Origin of the sequence: Rhodococcus sp. 06-156-4 (assembly GCF_002259345.1) — a bacterium.
GTDB lineage: Bacteria > Actinomycetota > Actinomycetes > Mycobacteriales > Mycobacteriaceae > Rhodococcoides > Rhodococcoides fascians_E.
Window position 1 is genome coordinate 463,897 of the sequence record NZ_NPGB01000008.1, and the last position, 23,740, is coordinate 487,636.

Sequence of the window (23,740 nt, forward strand, 5' to 3'; positions counted from 1 at the left end):
CGACCAGAAGACGCTACATTTCCACTCACACAAAGGGTTCTATTTTCTACTGAAGCGGCCGGGGCCGGCCTGGTCACGCGGCTTGATGATGATCTGATCGAGGTTCACGTGCGACGGACGTGATGCCACGAACCCGATGATCTCGGCGATGTCCCTGGCGACGAGCGGCGTGATGCCCTGATAGACGGCGTCGGCCTTGTCCTCGTCTCCGTCGAAACGGACGAGCGAGAATTCGGTTTCCACGGCTCCCGGCGCGATCTCCGTGAGCCGAACCGGCTGCCCGAGCAGCTCGCCGCGCAGCGTGCGATGCAGGACGGCCTGTGCGTGCTTGGCGGAGGTGTATCCCGAGCCGTTGTCGTACGCCTCGAAGGCGGCCACCGACGTGATGGTGACCACAAGTCCGTCGCCCGACTCGATGAGTTTCGGAAGCAATGCCTTGGTGACACGCAGGGTGCCGAGGACGTTCGTCTCCCACATCCAGCGCCAGTCGTCGAGATCGGCATCGATGACCGGTGCCAGTCCCTTCGCGCCTCCCGCGTTGTTGATCAACACGTGAACACGGGGGATCACCGCGGTGAACGCGGCCACCGAATCTTCGTCGGTGACGTCGAGTTGCAGTGCAGTCCCACCGATTTCGGATGCCAGCTTCTCGAGTCGATCGACGCGACGCGCACCGACGACGACGTGGTAGCCCTGCTCGGCGAGTTGGCGTGCGGTTGCCTCACCGATGCCGGAACTTGCGCCGGTGACTACGGCGATGCGGGCGTCGGACGGGATTTGTTCTGACAATGTCATGGCAGAAATTCTAGACTCCGGTCGGGCGCGGCCGGTACGCAGCGGAAATCTTGCCCGTATTGGTGATCGGGCGGGGAAGTGCTACTTTTGCGTTCATGTCCGCCAGCCACACTCCTGCACTGCGCGTCACGTACGTGACCGCTGCTCTGGGTTCCCGGCTGCCGCTCCCTCGCGAACTGTGTTGTCGCAGCTTCTAGGCCTGTAGCTTTCTCGGGATCGCTTCTCGATTCTCGGCCGTATCGGCCGTTCTGCAGGCGTCGCTCGCTCGACTTTCTCCTTCTCCAGCACCTGTGTCACCCACGATTCAAGTGGGTCTACTGCCGAGGACGAACCACAGTGTCACTTGCAACTTTGCCGGTATCTTCCACCTCCGTGAACCTTCGAGGGTCACGGCCCACCTCTCTGTCCCGTTCAGCGGGACGGGCCCGAGTCCAGGTCGTTGCACCCGACCTGCGCATCGCCGACAGTCCCGCCGCATCGGTGCTTCGCGTAGCCTCCGCCGACGGTCCGCTTTCCCGCGATATTGCCGCTCGCGCAACAGGATTGAGTATCGCTACGGTCAACCGTCAGGTCTCCGCCCTGCTCGGCGTCGGGTTGCTTCGCGAACGCGCCGATCTGACGGCCTCCGGTGCGATCGGCCGCCCACGCGTGCCGTTCGAGGTCAACCACGAGCCCTTCGCCACCATCGGAATCCACATCGGTGCCATCGTCACCGGCATCGTCGTCAGCGACCTGCGTGGTCGCATCCTCGGCGCCGTCGAGATCCCGACGCCGGGCGGCCCCGCCTCCGAAGCGTTGTCCGTGATCACCCGCAGCGCAGGCGCTTTCGCGGCGCGCTGGCACCGTCGAACTCCGCTCTGGGTGGGTGTCGCCCTCGGCGGTCGAGTCGACGGTGCGTCGGGCACGGTGGATCATCCCCGCCTCGGCTGGGAGAACGCCCAGGTCGGCGCCATCGTCGGTGGCGGTCTGGGGTTGCCCGTCTCCGTGTCCGGTCACGTCGAGGCGATGGCGGGCTCCGAACTGCTCCTGACGCCGGCGCGGGCGGACACGACGACGACCGGTACCAGCCTGTACTTCTACGCACGCGAGACCGCGGGAATCGCGTTGACGATCGACGGCCGGGTGCACACGCCCTCCACCGGACCCGGGTCGATCGCTCACCTGCCCACCGGATCGAACGTGCTGTGCCAGTGCGGAAACCGCGGATGCCTCGAAGCGACCGTGAGCGACCGCGCGGTGCTGGCCATCGCCGTCGAGCGCGGGGTTCTCCCGGCAGGATCGGGCGTCGCCGCGCTGTACCAGGCCGCACACGACGGCTCGGCGGCGGCGCAGCAGATCCTCGTCGAACGTGCGAAGGTGCTCGGTCGGACGGTCGGACTCCTGCGGGATCTGTTCAACCCCGATCGGGTGGTCCTCGGCGGACAGGCGTTCACCGAATACGCCGCGGGTATCCCGTACGTCGCCGAGGCATTCGGCCAGACGTCGACGCTGCCGCGCAAGGACATTCGAATCTCCGGTTTCGGAAACAAGGTGCAGGAATTCGCTGCGGCCGTGGTGTCCCTCAGCTCGGTCTACTCCGATCCGCTCGCGTCGATGCGCCGGGCCGCCGCGTAACTCGCGCTCCGAGCAGTCGGGCAGTCGGGCACCCGGGCATGATGGGGGCATGACTGGATCGGTACGCCACGCCACGAGCCGAATCGACACCACGACGGCAGGCACGAACATCGTCTATCGAGTGAGCGGCGACGAGTCGCACCGCCCGCTCGTCCTGCTGCACGGGTGGGCGCAGTCGTCCGCGTGCTGGGGTGACCGGGTGTTGACGACGCTGGCGGAGTCGTACCGGGTGATCGCGGTCGACCTGCGGGGCCACGGTTACTCGGACGCGCCGAACACGGGGTACGGCGAATCGGCCAACTGGGCGGCAGACGTGCACGCGGTACTGACTGCCGAGGGAATCGAGCAGGACGCGGTTCTGCTCGGCTGGTCCTACGGCGGCCTGGTCATCTGCGACTACCTGGCCGCACACGGGACAGGGGCGGTCGCGGGCATCGTGCTCGTCGGCGCGATCACCAGCATCGGCAGGGGGGAAGCCGGTGGTCGAGTCGGCAGCGCGATGCGCGCGGCGATCCCGGACGCGATGTCGGAGGAGCCGCGGGTGGCCATCAAGGCGCTCGGCAGCTTCGGTCGTGCACTGACAGGACCGATCGAGGGCGAAGCCCTGAAGGGGCCGATCGAGGGCAAAGGCGCGCAGGCTCAGGCCCTGTTCGGGGCGACGCTGTCCACGCTGCCCCGCGTCCGAGCAGCGCTGTTCGATCGGGCTGTCTCGCACGACGACCTGCTTGCGGGCCTCGACGTACCCGCGCTGGTCCTCCACGGCACCGCGGACACCGTCGTCGACGTCTCCGCTGGTGAGCATGCTGCGTCGCTGATTCCGGCGGCAACCGCCTCGTTCTGGGAGGGCGTCGACCACGGCCCGTTCGTCGCCGATCCCGACCGGTTTCTGGCCGAGGTGACGGCCTTCGTCCAGGGTCTGTGAACCCACCCGGCGCGGGAGAGTGCAAACTGGTGTGGTGAGTGGTCGCCAGTTGAATCGGGTTGCAGTGTTGTCGTTGCATACCTCGCCGTTGGCGCAGCCGGGCATGGGGGATGCGGGCGGAATGAACGTCTACGTGCTCCAGAGCGCCAAGGAGCTGGCGAAACGGGGCGTCGAGGTGGAGATCTTCACCCGGGCGACGTCGTCGGCGGACAAGCCTCTCGAGGAAGCGGCGCCGGGCGTTCTGGTGCGCAACATCGTGGCAGGGCCGTTCGAGGGGCTCGACAAACAGGACCTCCCGACGCAGCTGTGCGCGTTCGCGGCAGGAGTCCTTCGTGAAGAGGCCCGGCACGACGCCGGCTACTACGATCTGGTCCATTCGCACTACTGGTTGTCCGGCCAGGTCGGATGGTTGGCCCGTGATCGCTGGGGCGTGCCGCTGGTCCACACGGCCCACACACTCGCCGCCGTCAAGAACGCGTCGCTGGCAGCGGGGGATTCCCCGGAACCGGCCGCGCGGCAGATCGGCGAGCAACAGGTGGTCGCCGAGGCGGACAGGCTCATCGCCAACACCGGCGAGGAAGCGAAGCAGCTGATCGAGATCTACCACGCATCGCCTCGATCGATCGACGTCGTCGCCCCCGGCGCCGACCTCGGCCGGTACCGGCCCGGTGACAAAGCCGCTGCGCGAGCCGAATTCGGTATCGATCCGTCGGAAACCGTGGTCGCCTTCGTCGGCCGGATCCAACCGCTCAAGGCCCCGGACGTGTTGTTGCGCGCCGCAGCGGAACTGGTGGCCGCTCGGCCGAGCCTTCCGCTGCGGGTGCTCGTGGTCGGAGGGCCGTCCGGCAGCGGCCTCGACCGCCCCGACAGCTTGATCGAACTCGCTGCAGAACTGGGTATTTCGACGCGAGTGACGTTCCTGCCGCCGCAGCCCTCCGAGAAACTCGTCCAGGTCTACCGTGCCGCCGACGTCGTGGCGGTGCCGAGCTACAACGAATCGTTCGGACTCGTCGCGATCGAAGCTCAAGCCAGCGGAACCCCGGTGATCGCAGCGGACGTCGGCGGGCTCGGGGTCGCCGTCAGGTCCGGGGAGACGGGCGTGCTCGTGCAAGGGCACCGGACCACGGAGTGGGCGCGAGCCCTCGGCGCAATGCTCGCAGATCGAGATGGCCTGGCGCACATGGCATCGGCGGCACCGGACCACGCTGCGAACTTCTCGTGGGAACACACCGCGGAAGGCCTGCTGGACAGTTATCGTGCAGCACAGTTCCACTTCGACCGTCACGAGGCCCCGAGCGAGTTCTCGCCGCGGCGCGTGCGCGGACTGTCGAAGCTACGAAGGGCGGGGGCAACGGCATGAGCGAGCTGATCGAGCTGATCGATTCGGTACTGAGCGAACGCGAGCTCGAGTACCAACGCAAGGGGGACAACGCGTTCGTCGTCGAACTGCCGGGCGAGCGGAAGCTGAAGACGACCACGATCCTCACCGTCGGGCACCACGGCGTACGGATAGAGGCGTTCGTCTGCCGTAAACCGGACGAGAACTTCGAGGGCGTCTACAAATACCTGTTGCGCCGAAATCGACGGCTCTACGGAGTGCACTACACCCTGGACAAGGTAGGAGACATCTACCTCGTCGGACGGTTGTCCACCCATGCGGTGACGGGGGAGGAAATCGACCGAATACTCGGCCAGGTGCTCGAAGCCGCCGACGGAGATTTCAACGTTCTGCTCGAACTCGGCTTCGCCGAATCGATCAAGCGCGAGTGGGCCTGGCGTGTGTCCCGGGGCGAGTCGTTGGCGAACTTGAAGGCCTTCGAACACCTGGTTACACCGTCGAAACTCGACAACTGATCGGACGTAACCGAGGGTTCGTACGCTTCGGTGCATGACCAGGCCAGAGGACGCCACGCCGCCGGTGCTTCAGATGTTCGGGTACGGCATGCAACACATCCTCTCGATGTTCGGCGGCGTCATCGCAGTGCCGATCATCGTCGGCGGCGCGGCGGGGCTATCCGGTACCGACCAGGCGCTGCTCATCTCCTGCGCTTTGTTCGTCAGCGGTGTCGCGACGGTGCTGCAGACGGTCGGCGTGCCGTTCTTCGGTTCGCAACTGCCACTGGTGCAGGGTATTTCGTTCGCCGCCGTCTCCACCATGCTGACCATCATCGTCGGGGCGGAGAACGGCGAGACCGGCCTGCGAACCGTGCTGGGCTCGGTGATCGTCGCCGCGCTGATCGGCCTCGCCGTCGCACCGTTCTTCTCGAAAGTGGTGAAGTTCTTTCCGCCCATCGTCACCGGATCGATCATCACGGTCATCGGACTGTCGCTGATGCCCGTCGCGGCCCGGTGGATCACCGGGCAGGAAATGGTCGGCGGCGCACCGAATCCGGAGTACCTCGACGTCGGCAACATCGGATTGGCGATGTTCACTCTGCTCGTGGTGCTGATCCTGACGAAGACCCCCAGGGTGTCGCGGCTGTCGATTCTGCTGGGACTTCTCGTGGGCACGATCGCCGCATTCGTCTTCGGAAAAACAGATTTCGACGGTGTCGGCGATGCGGACATCGTGGCACTGCCGACACCGTTCGCATTCGGCAGTCCCATCTTCGCCGTGGGCGCCATCATCTCGATGACCATCGTGATTCTGGTGATCATGGTCGAGACCACGGCCGACATCCTCGCCGTCGGTGAGGTCGTGGGCACCGACGTCGACACCCGGCGCGTCGGCGACGGTCTCCGCGCGGACATGCTGTCCTCGGCGATCGCTCCGGTCTTCAACTCGTTCCCCGCCACCGCGTTCGCGCAGAACGTGGGGCTCGTCGCGATGTCCGGAGTGAAGAGTCGATTCGTCGTTGCCGTGGGCGGTGGAGTGCTTGCGCTGCTGGGTCTTTCGCCGATTCTCGCGGCGGTCGTCGGTGTGATTCCGCTTCCCGTTCTCGGCGGGGCGGGCATCGCACTGTTCGGGACCGTCGCGGCCAGTGGCATCCGCACACTCGGCAAGGTGAACTACGACAACAACAACAATCTCGTCATCGTCGCGGTGACACTTGCCTTCGGGCTGATTCCCGTTGTGGCGAGCGACTTCTGGGACGAGTTCCCGGACTGGTTCGTCACTGTGTTCCACTCCGGCATCAGCGCCGCGAGTATCGTCGCGGTGATACTCAATCTCTTCTTCAACGTCTTCCGACCCGGCACGCCCGAGGACCCCTCGATCGTCGCTGCGGGCCCCGCCGTCATGGTGCGCGACGACGAAGCAGACGTCCCGAGAGACCGTGACGGGAGCAGCGTCGACGGCCGGAAACCGAACCCCCGGGACCCGGAGGCGTAAGGCGCGAAATCATGCGGGTAACCCGAGCGAGTAGTAGCGTCCGCAATCAGACAAACTAGCCACACACCGATCGCGTGTTCACGAGACCCGCGAACACGCAGCAGCGCCACCGTGCTGCACCGAACACTGGAGGAAGTTTTGACCGTCGTTCCCCGCTCACACACCCGCAGACTGGTATTCGGGGGAGTCGCGTCGCTCGGTGCGGTCGCTCTCGTCGCTGGATGTGGCTCCGCCCCCGAGGACAGTGGATCGGATTCCGGTGGCACAGCCGCAGGCGACTTCAAGCCCTGCATGGTGTCCGACGCAGGTGGCTTCGACGACAAGTCGTTCAACCAGCTCAGCTTCGAGGGGTTGACCAACGCCTCCGAAGAGCTCGGTGTCGAGCCCATCACCGTCGAATCGGCGTCGCCGACGGACTACAACCCCAACCTGAACAACCTGATCGACCAGGGATGTTCGCTGATCCTGACCGTCGGATTCGACCTCGCCGACGCCACCAAGGCCGCCGCCGAAGCGAACACCGACATCGACTTCGCCATCATCGACGATTCCAGCATCGACCTGCCGAACGTCAAACCGCTGACCTACGACGCGGCCCAGGGCGGATTCCTCGCCGGCTACGCCGCTGCGAGCTTCTCCAAGACCGGTGTCGTCGGTACTTTCGGTGGCTCACAACTGCCCACCGTCACCATCTTCATGGACGGATTCGCCGACGGCGTCAACTACTTCAACGAGCAGAAGAACGGCAACGTTCGCGTCATCGGCTGGGACGTCCCGGCCCAGAACGGCTCGTTCACCGGCGGTTTCGAAGCCAACGCCGTCGCCAAGAACACCGCTCAAGGCCTCATCGACCAGAACGCGGACGTCATCTTCCCCGTCGGTGGACCGATCTACCAGAGCGCGGCACAGGCAATCCGTGATTCCTCGCGTCCCATCGCTCTGATCGGTGCCGACGCGGACGTCTACGTGTCCGACCCGTCCGTCGGCGACCTGCTCCTCACGTCGGTCACCAAGGGCCTGCAGACCAGCGTCGACGAAATCGTCGCCTCCTCGGGTGACGGATCGTTCGACAACGCACCCTACGTCGGCACCCTCGAGAACGACGGTGTCGGCATCGCACCGTTCCACGACTTCGAGTCCCAGGTGGACCCGGCACTGCAGGGCGAACTCGACACGATCAAGGCAGGCATCATCGACGGTTCGATCACCGTCGAGTCCCCGTCCTCGCCCAAGTGACGTGAAACTCGAACTACAGGGCATCACGAAGAGGTTCGGCTCGCTCGTCGCGAACGATTCCATCGACCTCGTCGTCGAGCCGGGAGAGATCGTGTGCCTGCTCGGCGAGAACGGGGCAGGCAAGTCGACGCTGATGAACGTTCTCAGCGGCCTGTATCGCGCCGAGGAAGGCAAGATTCTGCTCGACGGCGTCGAGCAGAATTTCGCCGGCCCCGGTGAGGCCATGAGCGCCGGAATTGGCATGGTGCACCAGCACTTCATGCTGATTCCGGTCTTCACCGTCGCCGAGAACATCATCCTCGGGCACGAGACAACCAAATCCGGAGGCAGACTGGATCTCGCCGCCGCCCGGAAGCTGGTGCGGGAGATTTCGTCGCGCTTCGGTTTCGACCTCGACCCGGACGCCAGGATCGACGACCTCCCCGTCGGCGTTCAGCAGCGCGTGGAGATCATCAAGGCGCTCAGCCGTGACGCCAAGGTGTTGGTGTTCGACGAGCCGACGGCTGTGCTCACGCCGCAGGAAACCGACGACCTGATGCGCATCATGCGTGAATTGGCTGAATCCGGCACGGCCATCGTGTTCATCACCCACAAGCTTCGCGAAGTGCGTGAGGTGGCGGACCGCATCACCGTCATCCGGCTCGGCAAAGTCGTCGGCGAAGCGGAACCGACGGCAACCAACGCCGAACTGGCTGCCCTCATGGTCGGACGCGATGTGCAGCTCACGGTGTCGAAGGAACCGGCGACGCCCGGGGATGCCGCGCTGGTCGTGAGAAATCTGACGGTCTTCGACGGAGCCGGTCAGAAGGTCGTCGACGATGTCAGCCTCGAGGTCCACCGAGGTGAGATCCTCGCCGTCGCCGGTGTACAGGGCAACGGGCAGAGCGAATTCGTCGAGGCCCTCCTGGGAGCGCGCGAGCAGATCAGCGGCGAGATCGAGCTCGACGGTCGCTCTCTCGTCGGCGCATCCGTGCACGACGTGCTCGGCGCAGGTGTCGGCTTCGTGCCCGAGGACCGCACGGTCTACGGACTCGTCGGCGAGTTCTCGATCGCGGAGAACCTCATGCTGGACAGGTCGACGGGGGAGCCGTTCGTTCGTCGCGGCGCCATCCGACGCGAGTATCTGGACACGTTCGCCGCCGAGAAGGTCGAGGAGTTCGACGTCCGAACTCCGGGAATCGACACACGCGTCGGGCGGCTGTCCGGCGGTAATCAGCAGAAGGTCGTGCTCGCTCGCGAACTGAGCCGAGACCTCCGGCTGTTCGTCGCGTCGCAGCCGACACGAGGTATCGACGTCGGCTCGATCGAGTTCGTGCACAAGCGGATCGTCGCGACTCGGGACTCCGGTGTGCCGGTGATCGTCGTCTCCAGCGAACTCGACGAAGTCGCGGCGCTCGCCGATCGAATTGCAGTCATGTACCGCGGGACCATCGTCGGCATCGTGCCTGCCGACACGTCCCGCGAAGTTCTAGGTGTGATGATGGGTGGAGAGAAGCATGGCTGAAACGCCTGCACCGTCGCGGTCCCATGTGGTTCTGCGGCAGATATTCACCGGAAGCGCGATCATTTCCGTGCTCGCCGTGTTCATGGCGGTGATCGTCGGAGCAGTGCTGATCGCCGTCACCGACGATCAGGTGCAGGAGACCGCCGGATACTTCTTCTCGCGGCCGTCGGACATGCTGGTGGCGGTCTGGGACGCAGTGTCGGGGGCGTATTCGTCCCTGTTCCAGGGATCGGTGTACAACTTCCGGCGACCCGGATTCGAGAACGGCATCCGGCCGCTCACGGAGACACTGACCTTCGCGACGCCGTTGATCGTCGCCGGTCTCGGTGTGGCACTTGCCTTCCGGGTCGGGATGTTCAACATCGGTGGCCGCGGCCAGATGCTCATCGCCGCGGCGTGCGCCGGGTGGGTCGGTTTCTCGCTGCAGCTCCCGGCGGGGATTCACCTGATCCTGGCGATCCTCGCGGGTGTCGTCGGCGGCGCGGTGTGGGGCGGTATCGCCGGAGTGCTCAAGGCACGCACCGGTGCCCACGAAGTCATCGTCACGATCATGCTCAACTACGTCGCGTTCTACCTCGTCGCATATCTGTTGCGCACACCGGGCGCACTGCAAGCCCCCGGGCAGAACAACCCCAAGACCGCAGCGATGGAATCGACGGCGGTCTTCCCGAAGCTGTTCGGTGACCGCTATTCCCTGCATCTCGGTTTCGTCCTCGTCGTCGTGGTGACCGTCGCGGTCTGGTGGCTTCTCGAACGATCATCGTTGGGATTCCGCTTCCGCGCCGTCGGCGAGAACCCGCATGCGTCGAAGATCGCGGGCATCGATGTCAATCGGATGTACCTGTACGCGATGGTGATGTCCGGCGCCCTGGTCGGCTTGGCAGGTGTCGCCCAGGTTCTGGGCACGGTCACCACCGGTTTCGGCGCGGACATCGACGCAGGCATCGGATTCGACGCCATCACCGTGGCCCTGCTCGGCCGATCCAAACCGTGGGGAGTGTTCTTCGCGGGCATACTGTTCGGTGCTTTCAAAGCCGGTGGATTCGCGATGCAGGCGGCCGAGGGCATCCCCATCGACATCGTTCTCGTCGTGCAATCGGTCATCGTCCTGTTCATCGCGGCGCCTCCGCTGGTGCGAGCTGTCTTCCGATTACCGCCACCGGGAGCCGAGACCGCGGCCCGCGCCGACACCGCGAAGGTGGGAGCACTGTGACCACCCTCGACACGGCGCCGGAAGTACTGACGCCGAAGCGAAGCTGGAAGGTACCGGGCGTCCTCGGTGCAGCGACTCTGCTCGGGCTGATCCTGTTCGTCCTGCGCGGCAAGTCCGGTACGACCACCTTCGGCCTCGCCAGCGAGAACGACTTCTTTGCGCTCCCGGCAGTGGGAGTCCCGACCGGGGCGACCGGAATTCTCGTCGTCGCGGCATTGGCTGCGATTCTCGCGTTCTCCGTCTGGAACGTACTGCGCCACAGGACAACGCCGCTGTGGCTCCTCGCAGTGTTCGCAGTGCTGTTCGTACTCGGGTTCCTGACGTGGGCCGCCGCCGGAGCAACCGTGCCCGTGCCCGGACTGCTCATCGGCGCCGTCGCACTCAGCACACCACTGATCTTCGGCGCGATGGGCGGCGTCATCTCCGAACGCGTCGGCGTCATCAACATCGCCATCGAAGGCCAGCTTCTGTCCGGCGCCTTCGTCAGCGCCGTCGTCGCGTCGATCACCGGATCCGCCTACGTGGCCCTGCTCGCCGCATTGCTGGCCGGAGCGTTGACCGCGGCACTGCTGGCGATGTTCTCCATCAAGTACTTCGTCAACCAGGTCATCGTCGGCGTCGTACTGAACGTTCTGGTCGTGGGACTGACGAGCTTCCTGTACTCGGTCGTGCTCACGAAGAATCCCGAGACCCTCAACTCCCCGCCGCGGTTCGGGCGCATCGAGATTCCGGTGCTGTCCCAGATCCCCGTGATCGGCCCCGTGCTGTTCCGCCAGACCCTGATCGTCTACATGATGTACTTCGTCGTCGCGCTGGTGTGGTTCGGTCTGTTCCACACCAAGTGGGGTCTGCGTCTGCGCGCCGTCGGTGAACACCCGCAGGCTGCGGACACCGTCGGTATCAACGTCGCGCGTACGCGCTTCTGGAACGTCTGCCTCGCCGGAGCCATCGCCGGCCTGGGCGGTGCGTACTTCACCCTCGGATCGGTCGGCGCATTCGGTAAGGAAATGACCGCAGGCGCCGGTTACATCGCCTTGGCCGCAGTCATTTTCGGCCGATGGGACCCGATACGCGCAACGCTGGCGGCCCTGCTGTTCGGCTTCGCGTCGAACCTGCAGAACGTGCTCGGCATCATCGGCTCGCCCGTTCCGAGCGAGTTCATGCTGATGCTCCCGTACGTGGTCACGATCTTCGCGGTCGCCGGCCTCGTCGGTCACGTGCGTGGTCCCGCCGCTGCCGGTAAGCCGTACGTGAAGTCCTGACTCGCCAGTAGGTCACCTGTCGGTTGTGACCGCGTTCACTGTAGGGTTTCGGACATATTGCCGTAAGCGTGTTCGAAGGAGAGTCATGAGCTTCAACAGCCCCTTTCCCGACGTAGAGATACTGAACCTGAGTGTCTACGACTACCTCTTCGGTTCCATCACGGACGCCGACCTCGAGAAGCCCGCCCTCATCGACGGCGCCTCGGGGGATGTCACGACGTACCAGGCTCTCATCGGCCAGATCAACGGCATCGCAGGAGCACTCGCCGCGCGCGGGCTAGAGGTGGGCGACGTCGTCGGCCTGCATTCGCCCAACGTGCCCGCGTTCGCCGCGGTCCTCCACGGCATCCTGCGCGCAGGCGGCACCGCGACCACGATCAACGCGCTGTACACCGCCGAGGACATCGCCAAGCAGCTCACCGGGTCCGGCGCGAAGTTCCTGTTCACCGTCTCGCCGCTGTACCCGCAGGCCAAGGCCGCCGCGGAGAAAGTCGGTATCGACGACGACCACGTCATCGTTCTCGACGGCGCCGAAGGCCACCCGAATCTGCGCGACCTGCTGACCCAGGGCGCGCCCGCCCCCGACGTGACGTTCGATCCCGCAACCCAGGTCGCCGTGCTTCCGTACTCGTCCGGAACGACCGGTGTCCCGAAGGGCGTCATTCTCACGCACCGCAACCTCGTCGCCAACGTCGCACAGATGGAACCCCGCGTCGGCATCGACACCGACGACGCGATCCTCGCGCTGCTGCCGTTCTTCCACATCTACGGCCTGACAGTGCTTCTCAACATCGCCCTGAAACTGCGTGCACGACTGGTCACCATGCCCAAGTTCGACCTCGTCGAATTCCTGCGCATCATCCAGGACAACAAGCTGACCTACCTCTTCATCGCACCCCCCGTCGCCGTTGCACTCGCCAAGCACCCCTTGGTGGACCAGTACGACCTCTCCAGCGTGCACACCATCTTCTCCGGCGCAGCCCCGCTCGACGAAGAACTCGGCAAGGCCGTCGCGGCTCGGCTGAACACGCGCATCCGTCAGGGCTACGGCATGAGCGAGCTCAGCCCGGTCAGCCACGCAATCCCGTTCGACCGCGACGACATGCCGCTCAGCTCCGTCGGCCTCCCGCTGGCCAACACCGTCAACAAGCTCGTCGACCCCGAGACCCTCGAGGAAATCGACATTCCGGCAGAAGGACGGTCCAAGCCGGGCGAACTGTGGGTCAAGGGGCCGAACGTCATGGCCGGCTACCTCAACAACCCGACCGCTACCGCAGAGACCCTCGACGACGACGGCTACCTGCACACCGGAGACATCGCAGTCGTCGACTCCGAGGGCGTCGTCTACATCGTGGACAGGCTCAAGGAACTCATCAAGTACAAGGGTTACCAGGTTCCGCCCGCCGAGCTCGAAGCTCTGCTGCTCACCCACCCCGAAATCGCCGACGCCGCCGTCATCGGTGTACTCGACGACGAGGGCGAGGAAGTGCCGAAGGCCTTCGTCGTGTTGCAGGCCGATGCGGCGATCGACGAGGACGGCGTCATCGCCTTCGTCGCCGAGCGGGTCTCACCGCACAAGAAGGTCCGCAAGGTCCAGTTCATCGACACGGTTCCGAAGTCCGCTGCGGGCAAGATCCTGCGCAAGGACCTCAGGGCCGCGGAAGTAGCACAGTAGGACCTCCGGGAGTGGTGTGACAATCACGTGCTCAGCATTCGGATTCCCGCCTGCGTAGGACGGAACTGTCACACCACGCCCAGTCGTTCGGGTAGTAAAGATGTATGGACGTCACAGTCGACATCGCTCAAGGCACGATCCGCGGTCAACAGAGCGGACCGGTCACCTCTTTTCTCGGAATTCCCTACGCCGAAGCGCCGTTCGGTGCCCGCAGGTTCGCGGCGCCCAGCGCACCCCCGTCGTGGAGCGGTGTCCGAGATGCCGTGACGTTCGGGGCCACGGCCCCCAAGATCGGATACCGACCGCCCGTCAGCGACATACTCACCGAGCCAGTGGTTCCCGGTGACGAATGCCTGAACGTGAACGTGTGGACACCCGACGTGTCCGCGTCGGGACTGCCGGTGTTCGTCTGGATCCACGGCGGGGCATTCGTGAACGGGAGCAACGCCGTACCCATCTACGACGGCTCGGCGTTCGCGCGGGACGGCATCGTCGTCGTCACCGTCAACTACCGTCTCGGCGCCGACGGATTCGCGAGAATCGACGGAGCGCCTGCCAACCGAGGTCTCCTGGACCAGGTCGCCGCACTGAGGTGGGTTCGTGACAACATCGCTGCCTTCGGTGGAGACCCGAACGCGGTGACCGTTGCCGGTGAGTCGGCAGGGGCGATGAGCGTCGGGACCCTGATGTCGATGCCGTCGGCGGAGGGGCTCTTCCGGCGCGCGATACTGCAGAGCGGGGCGGGCTACCACGTCATCACCGAGGGTACTGCCACGAAAGTAGCCGAGGCGCTTGCCGATTCGCTCGGCGTGCAACCCGATGTGAACGGTTTCGGTTCTGTGCCGGTGGAAGCGTTCGTCGACGCTCAGCGTGAGCTCGGCGACCGCGTCACCGCGGAAGCCCCGACCGGAGCGTGGGGTGAACTGGCGTTCAACATGATGCCGTTCGAGCCCTATGTCGACGGAGATGTCGTGCCCGACGTTCCGCACCGGAGAATCGCCGCAGGCGCGGGCTCGGAGATCGATGTTCTGATCGGCACCACCAGCGAGGAGTTCGCGTTCTTCCTGGTGCCGGCCGGTGTCGTCGGGTACGTGGACGAGGCACGGGTTCGAGCCGCGATCGGCGCGTACGGTGCCGACGTCGAGCAGACACTCGACGTCTACCGGGCGCAGCTGCCCGACGCGTCACCCGGCGAACTGCTCATCGCGGTGATCACCGACTGGTTCTTCCGCATCCCCGCCGTACGCGTCGCGGAGACCCGCGGCGGAAACGCCTTCGTCTACGAGTTCACGTGGCGATCCACTCTCTTCGACGGCGCCCTCGGGGCATGTCATGCCCTGGAAATACCGTTCGTGTTCGACCTGCTGGACAAACCGGAGACGGCGCGCATCACCGGAGCGAACCCACCCCAGCAGGTGGCCGACGACATGCACCGAGCCTGGGTCGACTTCGTGCGCGACGGCTCGCCCGGCTGGTCCCGGTACGGGGCGGATCGATCGGTGATGATGTTCGGCGACCGGACCGAAGTGGTCGACGACCCCCGTGCGTCGACGAGGGAAGTCTGGGCCGGGGTGCGCTGACGAGGTCTCGTTTCACAGGTAAGGCGTCGACAACGGGTCTATAGTCACCACCAACCTGCGGGCTGGAGTGGCAATGGACGCTTTGGATCTATCGAGGTGGCAGTTCGGAATCACGACTGTCTATCACTTCGTATTGGTGCCGCTGACCATCGGTCTCGCGCCGATGGTCGCGATCATGCAGACGATGTGGATGATCACCGGGAAGGACTCCTGGTACCGGCTCACCAAGTTCTTCGGCAAGCTTCTGCTGATCAACTTCGCGCTCGGCGTCGCCACCGGAATCGTTCAGGAGTTCCAGTTCGGCATGAACTGGAGTGAGTACTCGCGGTTCGTCGGCGACGTCTTCGGTGCTCCGTTGGCGATGGAAGGTCTCGTCGCGTTCTTCCTCGAATCCACGTTCCTCGGACTGTGGATCTTCGGCTGGGAACGACTGCCTCGGGGCGTCCACCTCGCGACCATCTGGCTCGTCGCGATCGGTGTGAACGCGTCGGGATACTTCATCGTCGTCGCGAACTCGTTCATGCAGCATCCCGTCGGCGCGGAGTACAACGCCGAGTCCGGCCGGGCGCAGCTGACCTCGATCGGTGACCTGCTGTCGAACAACACTGCGCTGGTTGCCTATCCACACGTCATCGCCGGCGCATTCCTGACGGCCGGAACCTTCGTCGCCGGTATCTCCGGCTGGTGGATGGTGCGAAACATGCGTCGGGGCCGCGAACAGGAAGCTCGTGAACTGTTCCGTCCGGCAACACGTCTCGCGCTGCTGGTGATGGTCGTGGCAGGCGTCGCCGTGGCGTGGACGGGGGACTCGCAAGGCAAGCTGATGTTCGTGCAACAGCCGATGAAGATGGCGTCGGCGGAATCGCTGTGCAACACCGAGACCGACCCCGACTTCTCGGTCCTCACGATCGGCACGCACAACAACTGCGACAGCGTGACATCGGTAATCGAATTACCCTTCGTGCTCCCGTTCCTCGCGGAAGGCAAATTCTCCGGAGTGACACTGCAAGGCGTCGAACAGTTGCAGGAGCAGTACGAGCAGGAATTCGGACCGGGCAACTACACACCCAATCTCTTCGTCACGTACTGGTCGTTCCGAATGATGATCGGGCTCGCCGCTGGATCGGCCGCGCTGGCGCTCGCCGGGCTGTGGGTCACCAGGCGCGGGCGGGTGCCCGATCAGCGCTGGTACTCGTGGCTGGCGTTGATCGCGATACCGATGCCGTTCCTCGCCAACAGCGCCGGCTGGATCTTCACCGAAATGGGCCGACAACCGTGGATGGTGCACCCCAACCCGACCGGCGTGGACATGATCCGGTTGACCGTCGACCAAGGTGTGTCCGGGCATTCCGCCGCAACCGTGTGGATTTCCATCGTCACCTTCACGCTGCTGTACGGGGCACTGGGCGTCGTGTGGCTGAAGCTGATGATCCGATACGCGAAGGAAGGCCCCATGGATCACGACAGAACACCGCCGGATCCTGCTGAACCGAAGCAACTTTCGTTCGAGTACTAGGAGGCGACGATGGCCGAGATGTGGTTCGTGATCGTCGCAGTACTCTTCGTCGGCTACTTCCTGCTGGAGGGCTTCGACTTCGGCGTCGGAATGCTGATGCCGATCGTGGGGCGGCGCACCGATATCCCGCCGGACGTTCGACGTCGGGTCGTATTGAACACGATCGGACCGGTGTGGGACGGCAACGAGGTCTGGTTGATCACCGCGGGCGGCGCACTGTTCGCAGCCTTCCCGGACTGGTACGCAACCCTGTTCTCCGGCTTCTACCTTCCGCTGCTGCTGATCCTGGTGGCCCTGATCCTGCGGATCGTCGCGATCGAATGGCGCGCGAAGATCGACGACGACAACTGGCGCCGACGATGCGACTGGGGGATCGTCTTCGGGTCATGGGTTCCGGCCGTGCTGTGGGGCGTCGCCTTCGCCAACATCGTGCGCGGGGTCGAGATCGATGCGCAGAAGCAAGTGGTGTCCAGCCTCTTCGATCTGCTGAATCCGTACGCCCTGTTGGGCGGCGTCACCACCGCCGTGGTGTTCGCACTCCACGGCGCGGTGTTCCTCGCACTGAAATCGGCCGACGAGATCCGCGAGGACGCAGTCGCCATCGCAGCCAGGCTCGCGGTACCTGCCGTGCCGATCGCCGGATCCTTCGTACTGTGGACCCAGATCGCGTACGGCAAGGGATGGACCTGGATCCTCGTCGGCCTCGCCGCGGCAGCCCTTCTGGGCGTCGTGGTCTTCACCCGAGACGAGAAGGAAGGACGTGCCTTCGCGCTCACGTCGATCGCCGTCGTCAGTACCGTGACACTGCTGTTCGCGTCGCTGTTTCCCAACGTCATGCCGTCCACCCTCGACCCGGCCTACAACCTGACCATCGCGAACGCGTCGTCCAGCCCGTACACACTGACCGTCATGACCTGGGTCGCCGCCTTCATGACGCCCGTCGTGATCCTGTACCAGGCATGGACGTACTGGGTCTTCCGTCAGCGCATCTCCAGCACCGCCATCGGACAGTCCCACGGATTGAAATGGGCGGGGCGTAGCTGACCCTGTTTCTGTAGAAGGGGTGCCAGGTCAGGGCTTTCGCCCGAAATGTCCGATAAACGTGTGCAGCACAAGACAATTCGGTCTGCTCTGGCCTATCGTCGACGCCTGTGAACCAACCGACGAGTAAGTTCAGGCTCAACCCCATGCGCCCGCGTGACGCAGCAGAACCGCATCGCGCCGCGAGTCCGCTGGAGTTGTTCTTCGACCTGGTGTTCGTGGTCGCCGTCAGTATCGCGGCGGTTCAGCTGCATCACGCGTTGACCGAGAACCACGTCCTCGACGGTATTGCCAGCTACCTCATGGTGTTCTTCGCCATCTGGTGGGCATGGATGAACTTCACCTGGTTCGCGACGTCGTTCGACACCGACGATTGGCTGTATCGCGTACTGACGGTGGTGCAGATGGCGGGCGTGCTCGTGCTTGCCGCGGGAATCGAACCGGCGTTCACCGACAAGGACTTCACGATTCCGGTGCTGGGCTACGTCGTGATGCGTATCGCGATGGTGGCGCAGTGGATTCGAGCGTCGAGGGCGCCCGAGCACCGGAAGACGGCGTTGATCTACGCGTCCGGTATCACGGCCGTTCAAGTGCTGTGGGTTCTGTGGCTGCTGGTCCCGCAGAGTCCGGTGCAGATCGTTCTGTTCGTGGTGTTCGCGGCACTGGAGATCTCGATTCCCGTCGTCGCCGAGAAGTCCGGTGGCACAACACCGTGGCACCCGCATCACATCACCGAGCGATACGGACTGTTCACGCTCATCCTCCTCGGCGAATCACTTCTCGCGTCGGCCAACGCCATCATCGAAGCTCTCCACGACGAGACCGCGCTCGCGCCACTGATCTCCATCTCGGTGCTGACGCTCGTGGTCACCGCCGGACTGTGGTGGATCTATTTCTGGCCGCCTCATCACCGTGCGATCGGTGGATTCGGCACGTCACTGACCTACGGTTACATGCACTACTTCATCTTCGCCGCGGCCGGCGCGTTCTCGGCAGGCATCGAAGTGGAGATCGACGTGCTGACCCATCACAGCGAACTCGGCGACGTCGCCGCATCGTTCACCGTGACGGTGCCCATCGCAGTGTTCGTCCTCGGCATCTGGTTCATCGCGATCAAGGGCAACGCGGATCGCGTCGTCAACACCGTCGTTCCCGTCGGCGCCCTCCTGGTCCTCCTCGACCCGGTCATTCCCATCCCGATCACGCTGACGGCCGTCGTGATGGCGGTGATCGTGGCAGTGCTCGTCGTACACCGTCCCGTCGACGCGGCGCACCACGAAACCGGGCATGAGAAACTCTCCTCATGAGTATCGGAACCTTGATTCTGCTCCGCCACGGCGAGAGCGAATGGAATGCGTCGAACCAGTTCACCGGGTGGCAGGACGTTCGCCTCACCGACAAGGGCGAAGCAGAGGGCAAGCGCGCAGGTGAGCTGCTGAAGGAAGCAGGAGTGCTCCCCGACGTGCTGTACACCTCGCTGCTGCGTCGCGCGATCAGTACCGCGAACATCGCCCTCGACGCCGCGGACCGGCACTGGATCCCCGTCGTCCGCGACTGGAAACTCAACGAACGTCACTACGGCGCGCTGCAGGGACTGAACAAGGCTGAGACGAAGGACAAGTACGGCGACGAGCAGTTCATGCTGTGGCGTCGCAGCTACGACACCCCGCCGCCGCCCATCGAGGTAGGCAGTGAATTCAGCCAGGACAGCGATCCCCGATACGCAGACCTCGACAGCGTTCCACTCACCGAGTGCCTGAAGGACGTCGTCGACCGGCTCATCCCGTACTTCGAAGACGTCATCGTCGCCGAACTGAAGGCGGGCAAGAACGTGCTCGTCGCCGCACACGGCAACTCGCTGCGCGCTCTCGTGAAGTACCTCGACGAGATCTCCGACGCCGACATCGCCGGCCTCAACATCCCGACGGGCATTCCCCTGCAGTACGACTTCGTCGACGGCGAAGGCAAGCTGGTGCCGTCGAACCCGGGCGGAACATACCTCGACCCCGAAGCCGCCGCCGCAGGAGCCGCCGCGGTCGCCAATCAGGGCGGCAAGTAAGGCCCCGGTCCGAAACAGCAGGTGAACGATCGAAGAACACTGCCGACGAGGACTATGACGACCAGGGAAATGCCTGCACCCTGCGTATGTGAGGTGTCCATCGAACGTACGATTCCGGTGTGAGTGTTGCATCGGCCGTACTGCTGGCTATCGCCACGGCCTTCGTCGGATATCTCGTCGGCGGTGTTCTGATCCCCTATCTCGCGACACGTCACTCCGAACGCGCACGCGCAACGTCGGGACTGACGATGTCGCAGGTACTGGATCTGATCATCCTGGCGTCGGAAAGCGGCATCGCCGTCGTCGACCGCTTTCACGACGTGGTCCTGTCCAACCCACGGGCCGAGGAGCTCGGTCTGGTGCGTAACCGCCTCATCGACGACCGTGCATGGGAAGCCGCACAGAAGGTCCTCGCCGACGGCCACCCCGTCGAAGTCGACATCAGCTCCAAGGACGCCCGCACCACCACCAGCCGAGATCGCATGGCCGTACGGTGTGTGGCTCGGATGCTGAGCAAGGAAGACCAACGCTTCGTCGTGCTGTTCGCCGACGACGATTCCGAACAGGTTCGGATGGAAGCGACCCGTAGGGACTTCGTCGCCAACGTCTCTCACGAACTCAAGACGCCCGTCGGCGCCATGAGTCTGCTGGCCGAGGCGTTGCTCGAGTCCGCCGACGACCCCGATTCGGTCCGCCACTTCGGCGGAAAGGTCGTAGCGGAGTCGAAGCGCCTCGGCAACATGGTGACGGAGCTGATCGCGCTCTCCCGCCTCCAAGGCGCCGAGAAATTGCCCGACCTCGAAGTCGTCGACGTCGATACCGTCGTCAACGAAGCTCTCGATCGGTCGAAGATCGCCGCCGAGAACGCGGGAATCACCGTCACCACCGACCACCCCAGCGGCCTCGAAGTGCTGGGGGACCAGGCACTGCTGGTGACGGCGCTCGCCAATTTGATCCAGAATGCCATCGCCTACTCATCGGACGGATCGCCGGTATCGGTGTCGCGGGCACTGCGAAGCAGCTGCGTCGCCTTCGCGGTCACCGACCGCGGAATCGGCATCGCGAAAGAAGACCAGGAGCGGGTCTTCGAACGATTCTTCCGCGTCGACAAAGCACGGTCGCGGGCAACAGGAGGCACAGGTCTCGGCCTGGCCATCGCCAAACACGTCGCAGCCAACCACAACGGGAGCATCTCGCTGTGGAGCAAGCTCGGCACCGGATCGACATTCACTCTGCAGATCCCTGCGTATTTCGAAGAGGACGACCTCGCGTCGTTAGAAGGAGAAGAACAGTGACCAACGTCTTGATCGTCGAGGACGAGGAATCGTTGGCCGACCCTCTGGCCTTTCTCCTGCGCAAGGAAGGTTTCGAGGCCACCGTCGTCGGCGACGGACCCTCCGCGCTGGCCGAGTTCGACAAGGCCGGCGCCGACATCGTGCTGCTCGACCTGATGCTGCCGGGAATGAGCGGCACCGACGTGTGCAAGCAACTGCGTGCACGGTCCGGCGTCCCGGTGATCATGGTGACCGCACGCGACAGCGAGATCGACAAGGTCGTCGGACTGGAACTGGGTGCGGACGACTACGTCACCAAACCGTATTCGGCGCGCGAGCTCATCGCCCGCATCCGCGCGGTACTCCGCCGGGGCAGCGACGCCGAGCTCGACGGCACCGCGGACACCGGTGTGCTCGAGGCAGGCCCGGTCCGCATGGACGTGGAACGACACGTCGTCCTGGTGAACTCGGAACAGATCACGTTGCCGCTCAAGGAATTCGATCTGTTGGAGTACTTGCTCCGCAACTCCGGTCGGGTCCTCACCCGCGGACAGTTGATCGACCGGGTGTGGGGCGCGGACTACGTCGGAGACACCAAGACCCTCGACGTGCACGTCAAGAGATTGCGGTCGAAGATCGAGAACGACCCTGCCAAGCCGGAGCATCTCGTGACCGTCCGAGGCCTGGGCTACAAGCTCGAAGGCTAGATCCTATGGATGGGGCCTCACCCTCGCAGAATCGGTAGTACTTGAAGGTTTAACATTCAAGTATTGCAATGAAACTGTATCGAGGAAGAAGTAAGTAATGAAGGCCCTTCAATACCGCTCCATCGGATCCCGCCCCGAACTCGTCGACATCGACAAGCCCACACCCGGTGCATCGGAGATTCTGCTTCGCGTCACGGCCGCAGGCGCCTGTCACTCCGACGAATTCATCATGGGCGTCTCCGAAGAGGAGTACTACTTCAAGCCCCTCCCGCTGACCCTCGGCCACGAGGTCGCAGGCGTCGTCGAAGCCGTCGGCAGTGGAGTCCACGACGTGGAGATCGGCGAATCCGTCATCGTCTACGGACCCTGGGGATGCGGCCGCTGCTACGCCTGCGCACAGGGCGACGAGATGAACTGCGAGAAGGGGATGCGCGCGCCCGGCATCTTCAGCGACGGCGGCATGGCCGAGTACATGATCGTCGACGACGCCCGCCACCTCGTCCCGCTGGGTGACCTCGACCCCGTGACGAGTGTGTCGCTCACCGACGCAGGCCTGACGCCGTATCGCGCGGTCAAGTCGGCGCTGAACAAGCTGACGCCCGGCACGACGGCCGTGGTGATCGGCGCGGGTGGTCTCGGGCACGTCGCCATCCAGATCCTCAAGGCGCTGACGCAGTCGACGGTGGTCGCGCTCGACCTGGGCGAGGAGCAGCTCGAGTTCGCCAGGAAAGTCGGTGCCGACCACACGTTCACCTCCGACGCAGCGGCTGCCGAGTCGGTCAAGGGACTCACTCGTGGCCTCGGCGCGGACGTGGTCTTCGACTTCGTGGGCATCCAGCCCACCGCGGATCTGGCCGCGAAGATGGTCGCGACCGCAGGACAGGTCGTCGTCATCGGTGTGGCAAGTGGCGCGGTGCCGATCGGGCAGCGGACGGTTCCACTGGACGTCACCGGACGTGCGATCAACTGGGGTTCGCGCGCCGAGCTGATGGAGGTCGTCGAGCTCGCCAAGCGCGGCGCCATCGAGATCCACGTCGAGAAGTACAGCCTGGACAACGCCACCGAGGCGTATGACAACCTGCACGCGGGCAAGATCCGTGGCCGCGCGGTGATCGTGCCCTGACGTCCGTTGTGAGTGGATATGTAGGCCTTGGCCTACATATCCACTCACGTAGGGGAGAGGGCCTACTTCGTCCGCTGGGCCTCACGAGTCGCTGGGTGGACCGCGATGAGGCCGAGGCCGCGGCGCCGCTTGCACAGCGACGCCAACTCGTCGTACGCGGGCTTGCCGAGCAGCTCGGTCAGCTCGGGCTCGTAGGACTCGAACACCTGCTTGCTGCCGACGTGCGCGTCGGGGGAACCCGAGCAGTACCAGGACAGGTCGTGCCCGCCCTCGCCCCATCCGCGCCGGTCGTACTCACCGATGGTCGTCTTCAGAACCTCGGTGCCGTCGGGGCGCGTCACCCAGTCCTGAGTGCGGCGAATCGGTAGCTGCCAGCACACATCCGGCTTGACCTCCAGCGGCTCGATGCCTTTGCGCAGCGCCATCGAATGCAGTGCGCATCCGATGCCGCCGGCGAACCCCGGACGGTTCTGGAAGATGCACGCACCCTTGTAGCGACGGGTGCGCAGCGACTGCTCGTCCTCGAGATCGTCGTACTCGACGTATCCCTTCTTCCCGAGTCCCTTGTCCCTGAACTGCCAGTCCTCGGCCGTCAGCATCTTCACCGACGCGTCGAGTTTCTTCTTGTCGTCGTCGTCGGACAGAAACGCGCCGTGCGAACAGCAGCCGTCGTCCGGGCGCCCGGCCACGGTTCCTTGGCAGGCAGGAGTGCCGAACACACACGTCCAGTTGGACAGCAACCACGTCAGGTCGGCGGCGATGATGTGTTCGGAGTTGTCCGGATCGGGGAATTCCACCCATTCGCGAGGAAAATCCAGGTCCACTTCTGCGGCGAAGGTGTGCTGCTTACTACCTGCTGTCACAAGTGTCGACGGTAGACCCAGTACC

20 protein-coding genes are annotated in these 23,740 nt (G+C 64.6%); 18 read left to right on the plus strand and 2 right to left on the minus strand.

All coding sequences use genetic code 11. From position 1 onward, the window contains the following. Positions 1-39: 39 nt before the first annotated feature. On the minus strand, positions 40-795 hold the full coding sequence (locus CH290_RS05520; protein WP_020112540.1) for an SDR family NAD(P)-dependent oxidoreductase: 756 nt from the start codon (positions 793-795) through the stop codon (positions 40-42). A 372-nt stretch (positions 796-1,167) separates the two neighbouring features. Between CH290_RS05520 and CH290_RS05525 the strand changes: the two genes are divergently transcribed. The 18 genes from CH290_RS05525 to CH290_RS05610 all read left to right on the plus strand — a co-directional run bounded on the left by CH290_RS05525 (position 1,168) and on the right by CH290_RS05610 (position 22,852). Then, the gene (locus CH290_RS05525) at positions 1,168-2,409 is read left to right on the plus strand and encodes an ROK family transcriptional regulator (protein ID WP_230620902.1); all 1,242 of its coding nucleotides are present in this window, start codon (positions 1,168-1,170) and stop codon (positions 2,407-2,409) included. Positions 2,410-2,458: 49 nt separating this feature from the next. Then, positions 2,459-3,331: an alpha/beta fold hydrolase gene (locus tag CH290_RS05530; RefSeq protein WP_019666536.1), complete on the plus strand. Its 873-nt coding sequence runs from the start codon at positions 2,459-2,461 to the stop codon at positions 3,329-3,331. 31 nt (positions 3,332-3,362) lie between these two features. After that, positions 3,363-4,691, plus strand: a complete 1,329-nt coding sequence (gene mshA, locus CH290_RS05535; protein WP_176460155.1) for a D-inositol-3-phosphate glycosyltransferase — start codon at positions 3,363-3,365, stop codon at positions 4,689-4,691. Beyond that, a complete protein-coding gene (locus CH290_RS05540) occupies positions 4,688-5,185 on the plus strand; it encodes a type III secretion system chaperone family protein (RefSeq protein ID WP_019666534.1) in 498 nt (165 codons plus the stop codon). The genes mshA and CH290_RS05540 overlap by 4 nt, the downstream gene beginning before the upstream one ends. 34 nt (positions 5,186-5,219) lie before the next feature. Beyond that, positions 5,220-6,662: a nucleobase:cation symporter-2 family protein gene (locus CH290_RS05545; RefSeq protein ID WP_033188658.1), complete on the plus strand. Its 1,443-nt coding sequence runs from the start codon at positions 5,220-5,222 to the stop codon at positions 6,660-6,662. Between the two features lie 138 nt (positions 6,663-6,800). Next, positions 6,801-7,898, plus strand: coding sequence for a BMP family lipoprotein (locus CH290_RS05550; protein WP_026348043.1), 1,098 nt, complete (start codon positions 6,801-6,803; stop codon positions 7,896-7,898). A gap of 1 nt (position 7,899) precedes the next feature. Further along, positions 7,900-9,402 (plus strand): ABC transporter ATP-binding protein, encoded by a 1,503-nt coding sequence (locus CH290_RS05555; RefSeq protein ID WP_033188657.1) that lies wholly within the window; start codon positions 7,900-7,902, stop codon positions 9,400-9,402. Beyond that, the gene (locus CH290_RS05560; RefSeq protein WP_230620901.1) at positions 9,395-10,615 is read left to right on the plus strand and encodes an ABC transporter permease; all 1,221 of its coding nucleotides are present in this window, start codon (positions 9,395-9,397) and stop codon (positions 10,613-10,615) included. The genes CH290_RS05555 and CH290_RS05560 overlap by 8 nt, the downstream gene beginning before the upstream one ends. Continuing rightward, positions 10,612-11,877, plus strand: coding sequence for an ABC transporter permease (locus tag CH290_RS05565; protein WP_019666529.1), 1,266 nt, complete (start codon positions 10,612-10,614; stop codon positions 11,875-11,877). Before CH290_RS05560 ends, CH290_RS05565 begins: the two co-directional genes overlap by 4 nt. Before the next feature lie 85 nt (positions 11,878-11,962). Next, complete coding sequence (locus CH290_RS05570; RefSeq protein WP_033188656.1) at positions 11,963-13,552, plus strand: AMP-binding protein; 1,590 nt, start codon at positions 11,963-11,965, stop codon at positions 13,550-13,552. A gap of 104 nt (positions 13,553-13,656) precedes the next feature. Next, positions 13,657-15,132, plus strand: coding sequence for a carboxylesterase/lipase family protein (locus CH290_RS05575; RefSeq protein ID WP_033188655.1), 1,476 nt, complete (start codon positions 13,657-13,659; stop codon positions 15,130-15,132). Positions 15,133-15,205: 73 nt separating this feature from the next. Beyond that, positions 15,206-16,648 (plus strand): cytochrome ubiquinol oxidase subunit I, encoded by a 1,443-nt coding sequence (locus tag CH290_RS05580; RefSeq protein ID WP_026348042.1) that lies wholly within the window; start codon positions 15,206-15,208, stop codon positions 16,646-16,648. Between the two features lie 9 nt (positions 16,649-16,657). Further along, a complete protein-coding gene (cydB, locus tag CH290_RS05585; RefSeq protein ID WP_033188654.1) occupies positions 16,658-17,692 on the plus strand; it encodes a cytochrome d ubiquinol oxidase subunit II in 1,035 nt (344 codons plus the stop codon). A 143-nt stretch (positions 17,693-17,835) separates the two neighbouring features. Beyond that, complete coding sequence (locus tag CH290_RS05590) at positions 17,836-18,996, plus strand: low temperature requirement protein A (protein ID WP_033188653.1); 1,161 nt, start codon at positions 17,836-17,838, stop codon at positions 18,994-18,996. Further along, positions 18,993-19,748 (plus strand): phosphoglyceromutase, encoded by a 756-nt coding sequence (locus CH290_RS05595; protein WP_019666523.1) that lies wholly within the window; start codon positions 18,993-18,995, stop codon positions 19,746-19,748. Before CH290_RS05590 ends, CH290_RS05595 begins: the two co-directional genes overlap by 4 nt. Positions 19,749-19,867: 119 nt before the next feature. Next, on the plus strand, positions 19,868-21,043 hold the full coding sequence (locus CH290_RS05600; RefSeq protein WP_019666522.1) for a sensor histidine kinase: 1,176 nt from the start codon (positions 19,868-19,870) through the stop codon (positions 21,041-21,043). Beyond that, complete coding sequence (locus tag CH290_RS05605) at positions 21,040-21,729, plus strand: winged helix-turn-helix domain-containing protein (RefSeq protein WP_019666521.1); 690 nt, start codon at positions 21,040-21,042, stop codon at positions 21,727-21,729. The genes CH290_RS05600 and CH290_RS05605 overlap by 4 nt, the downstream gene beginning before the upstream one ends. 97 nt (positions 21,730-21,826) lie before the next feature. Beyond that, complete coding sequence (locus CH290_RS05610) at positions 21,827-22,852, plus strand: NAD(P)-dependent alcohol dehydrogenase (protein WP_019666520.1); 1,026 nt, start codon at positions 21,827-21,829, stop codon at positions 22,850-22,852. Between the two features lie 62 nt (positions 22,853-22,914). Here CH290_RS05610 and CH290_RS05615 read toward each other — a convergent pair whose 3' ends face one another. Further along, positions 22,915-23,715, minus strand: a complete 801-nt coding sequence (locus CH290_RS05615) for a DUF3109 family protein (RefSeq protein ID WP_033188652.1) — start codon at positions 23,713-23,715, stop codon at positions 22,915-22,917. Between the last annotated feature and the right edge of the window lie 25 nt (positions 23,716-23,740).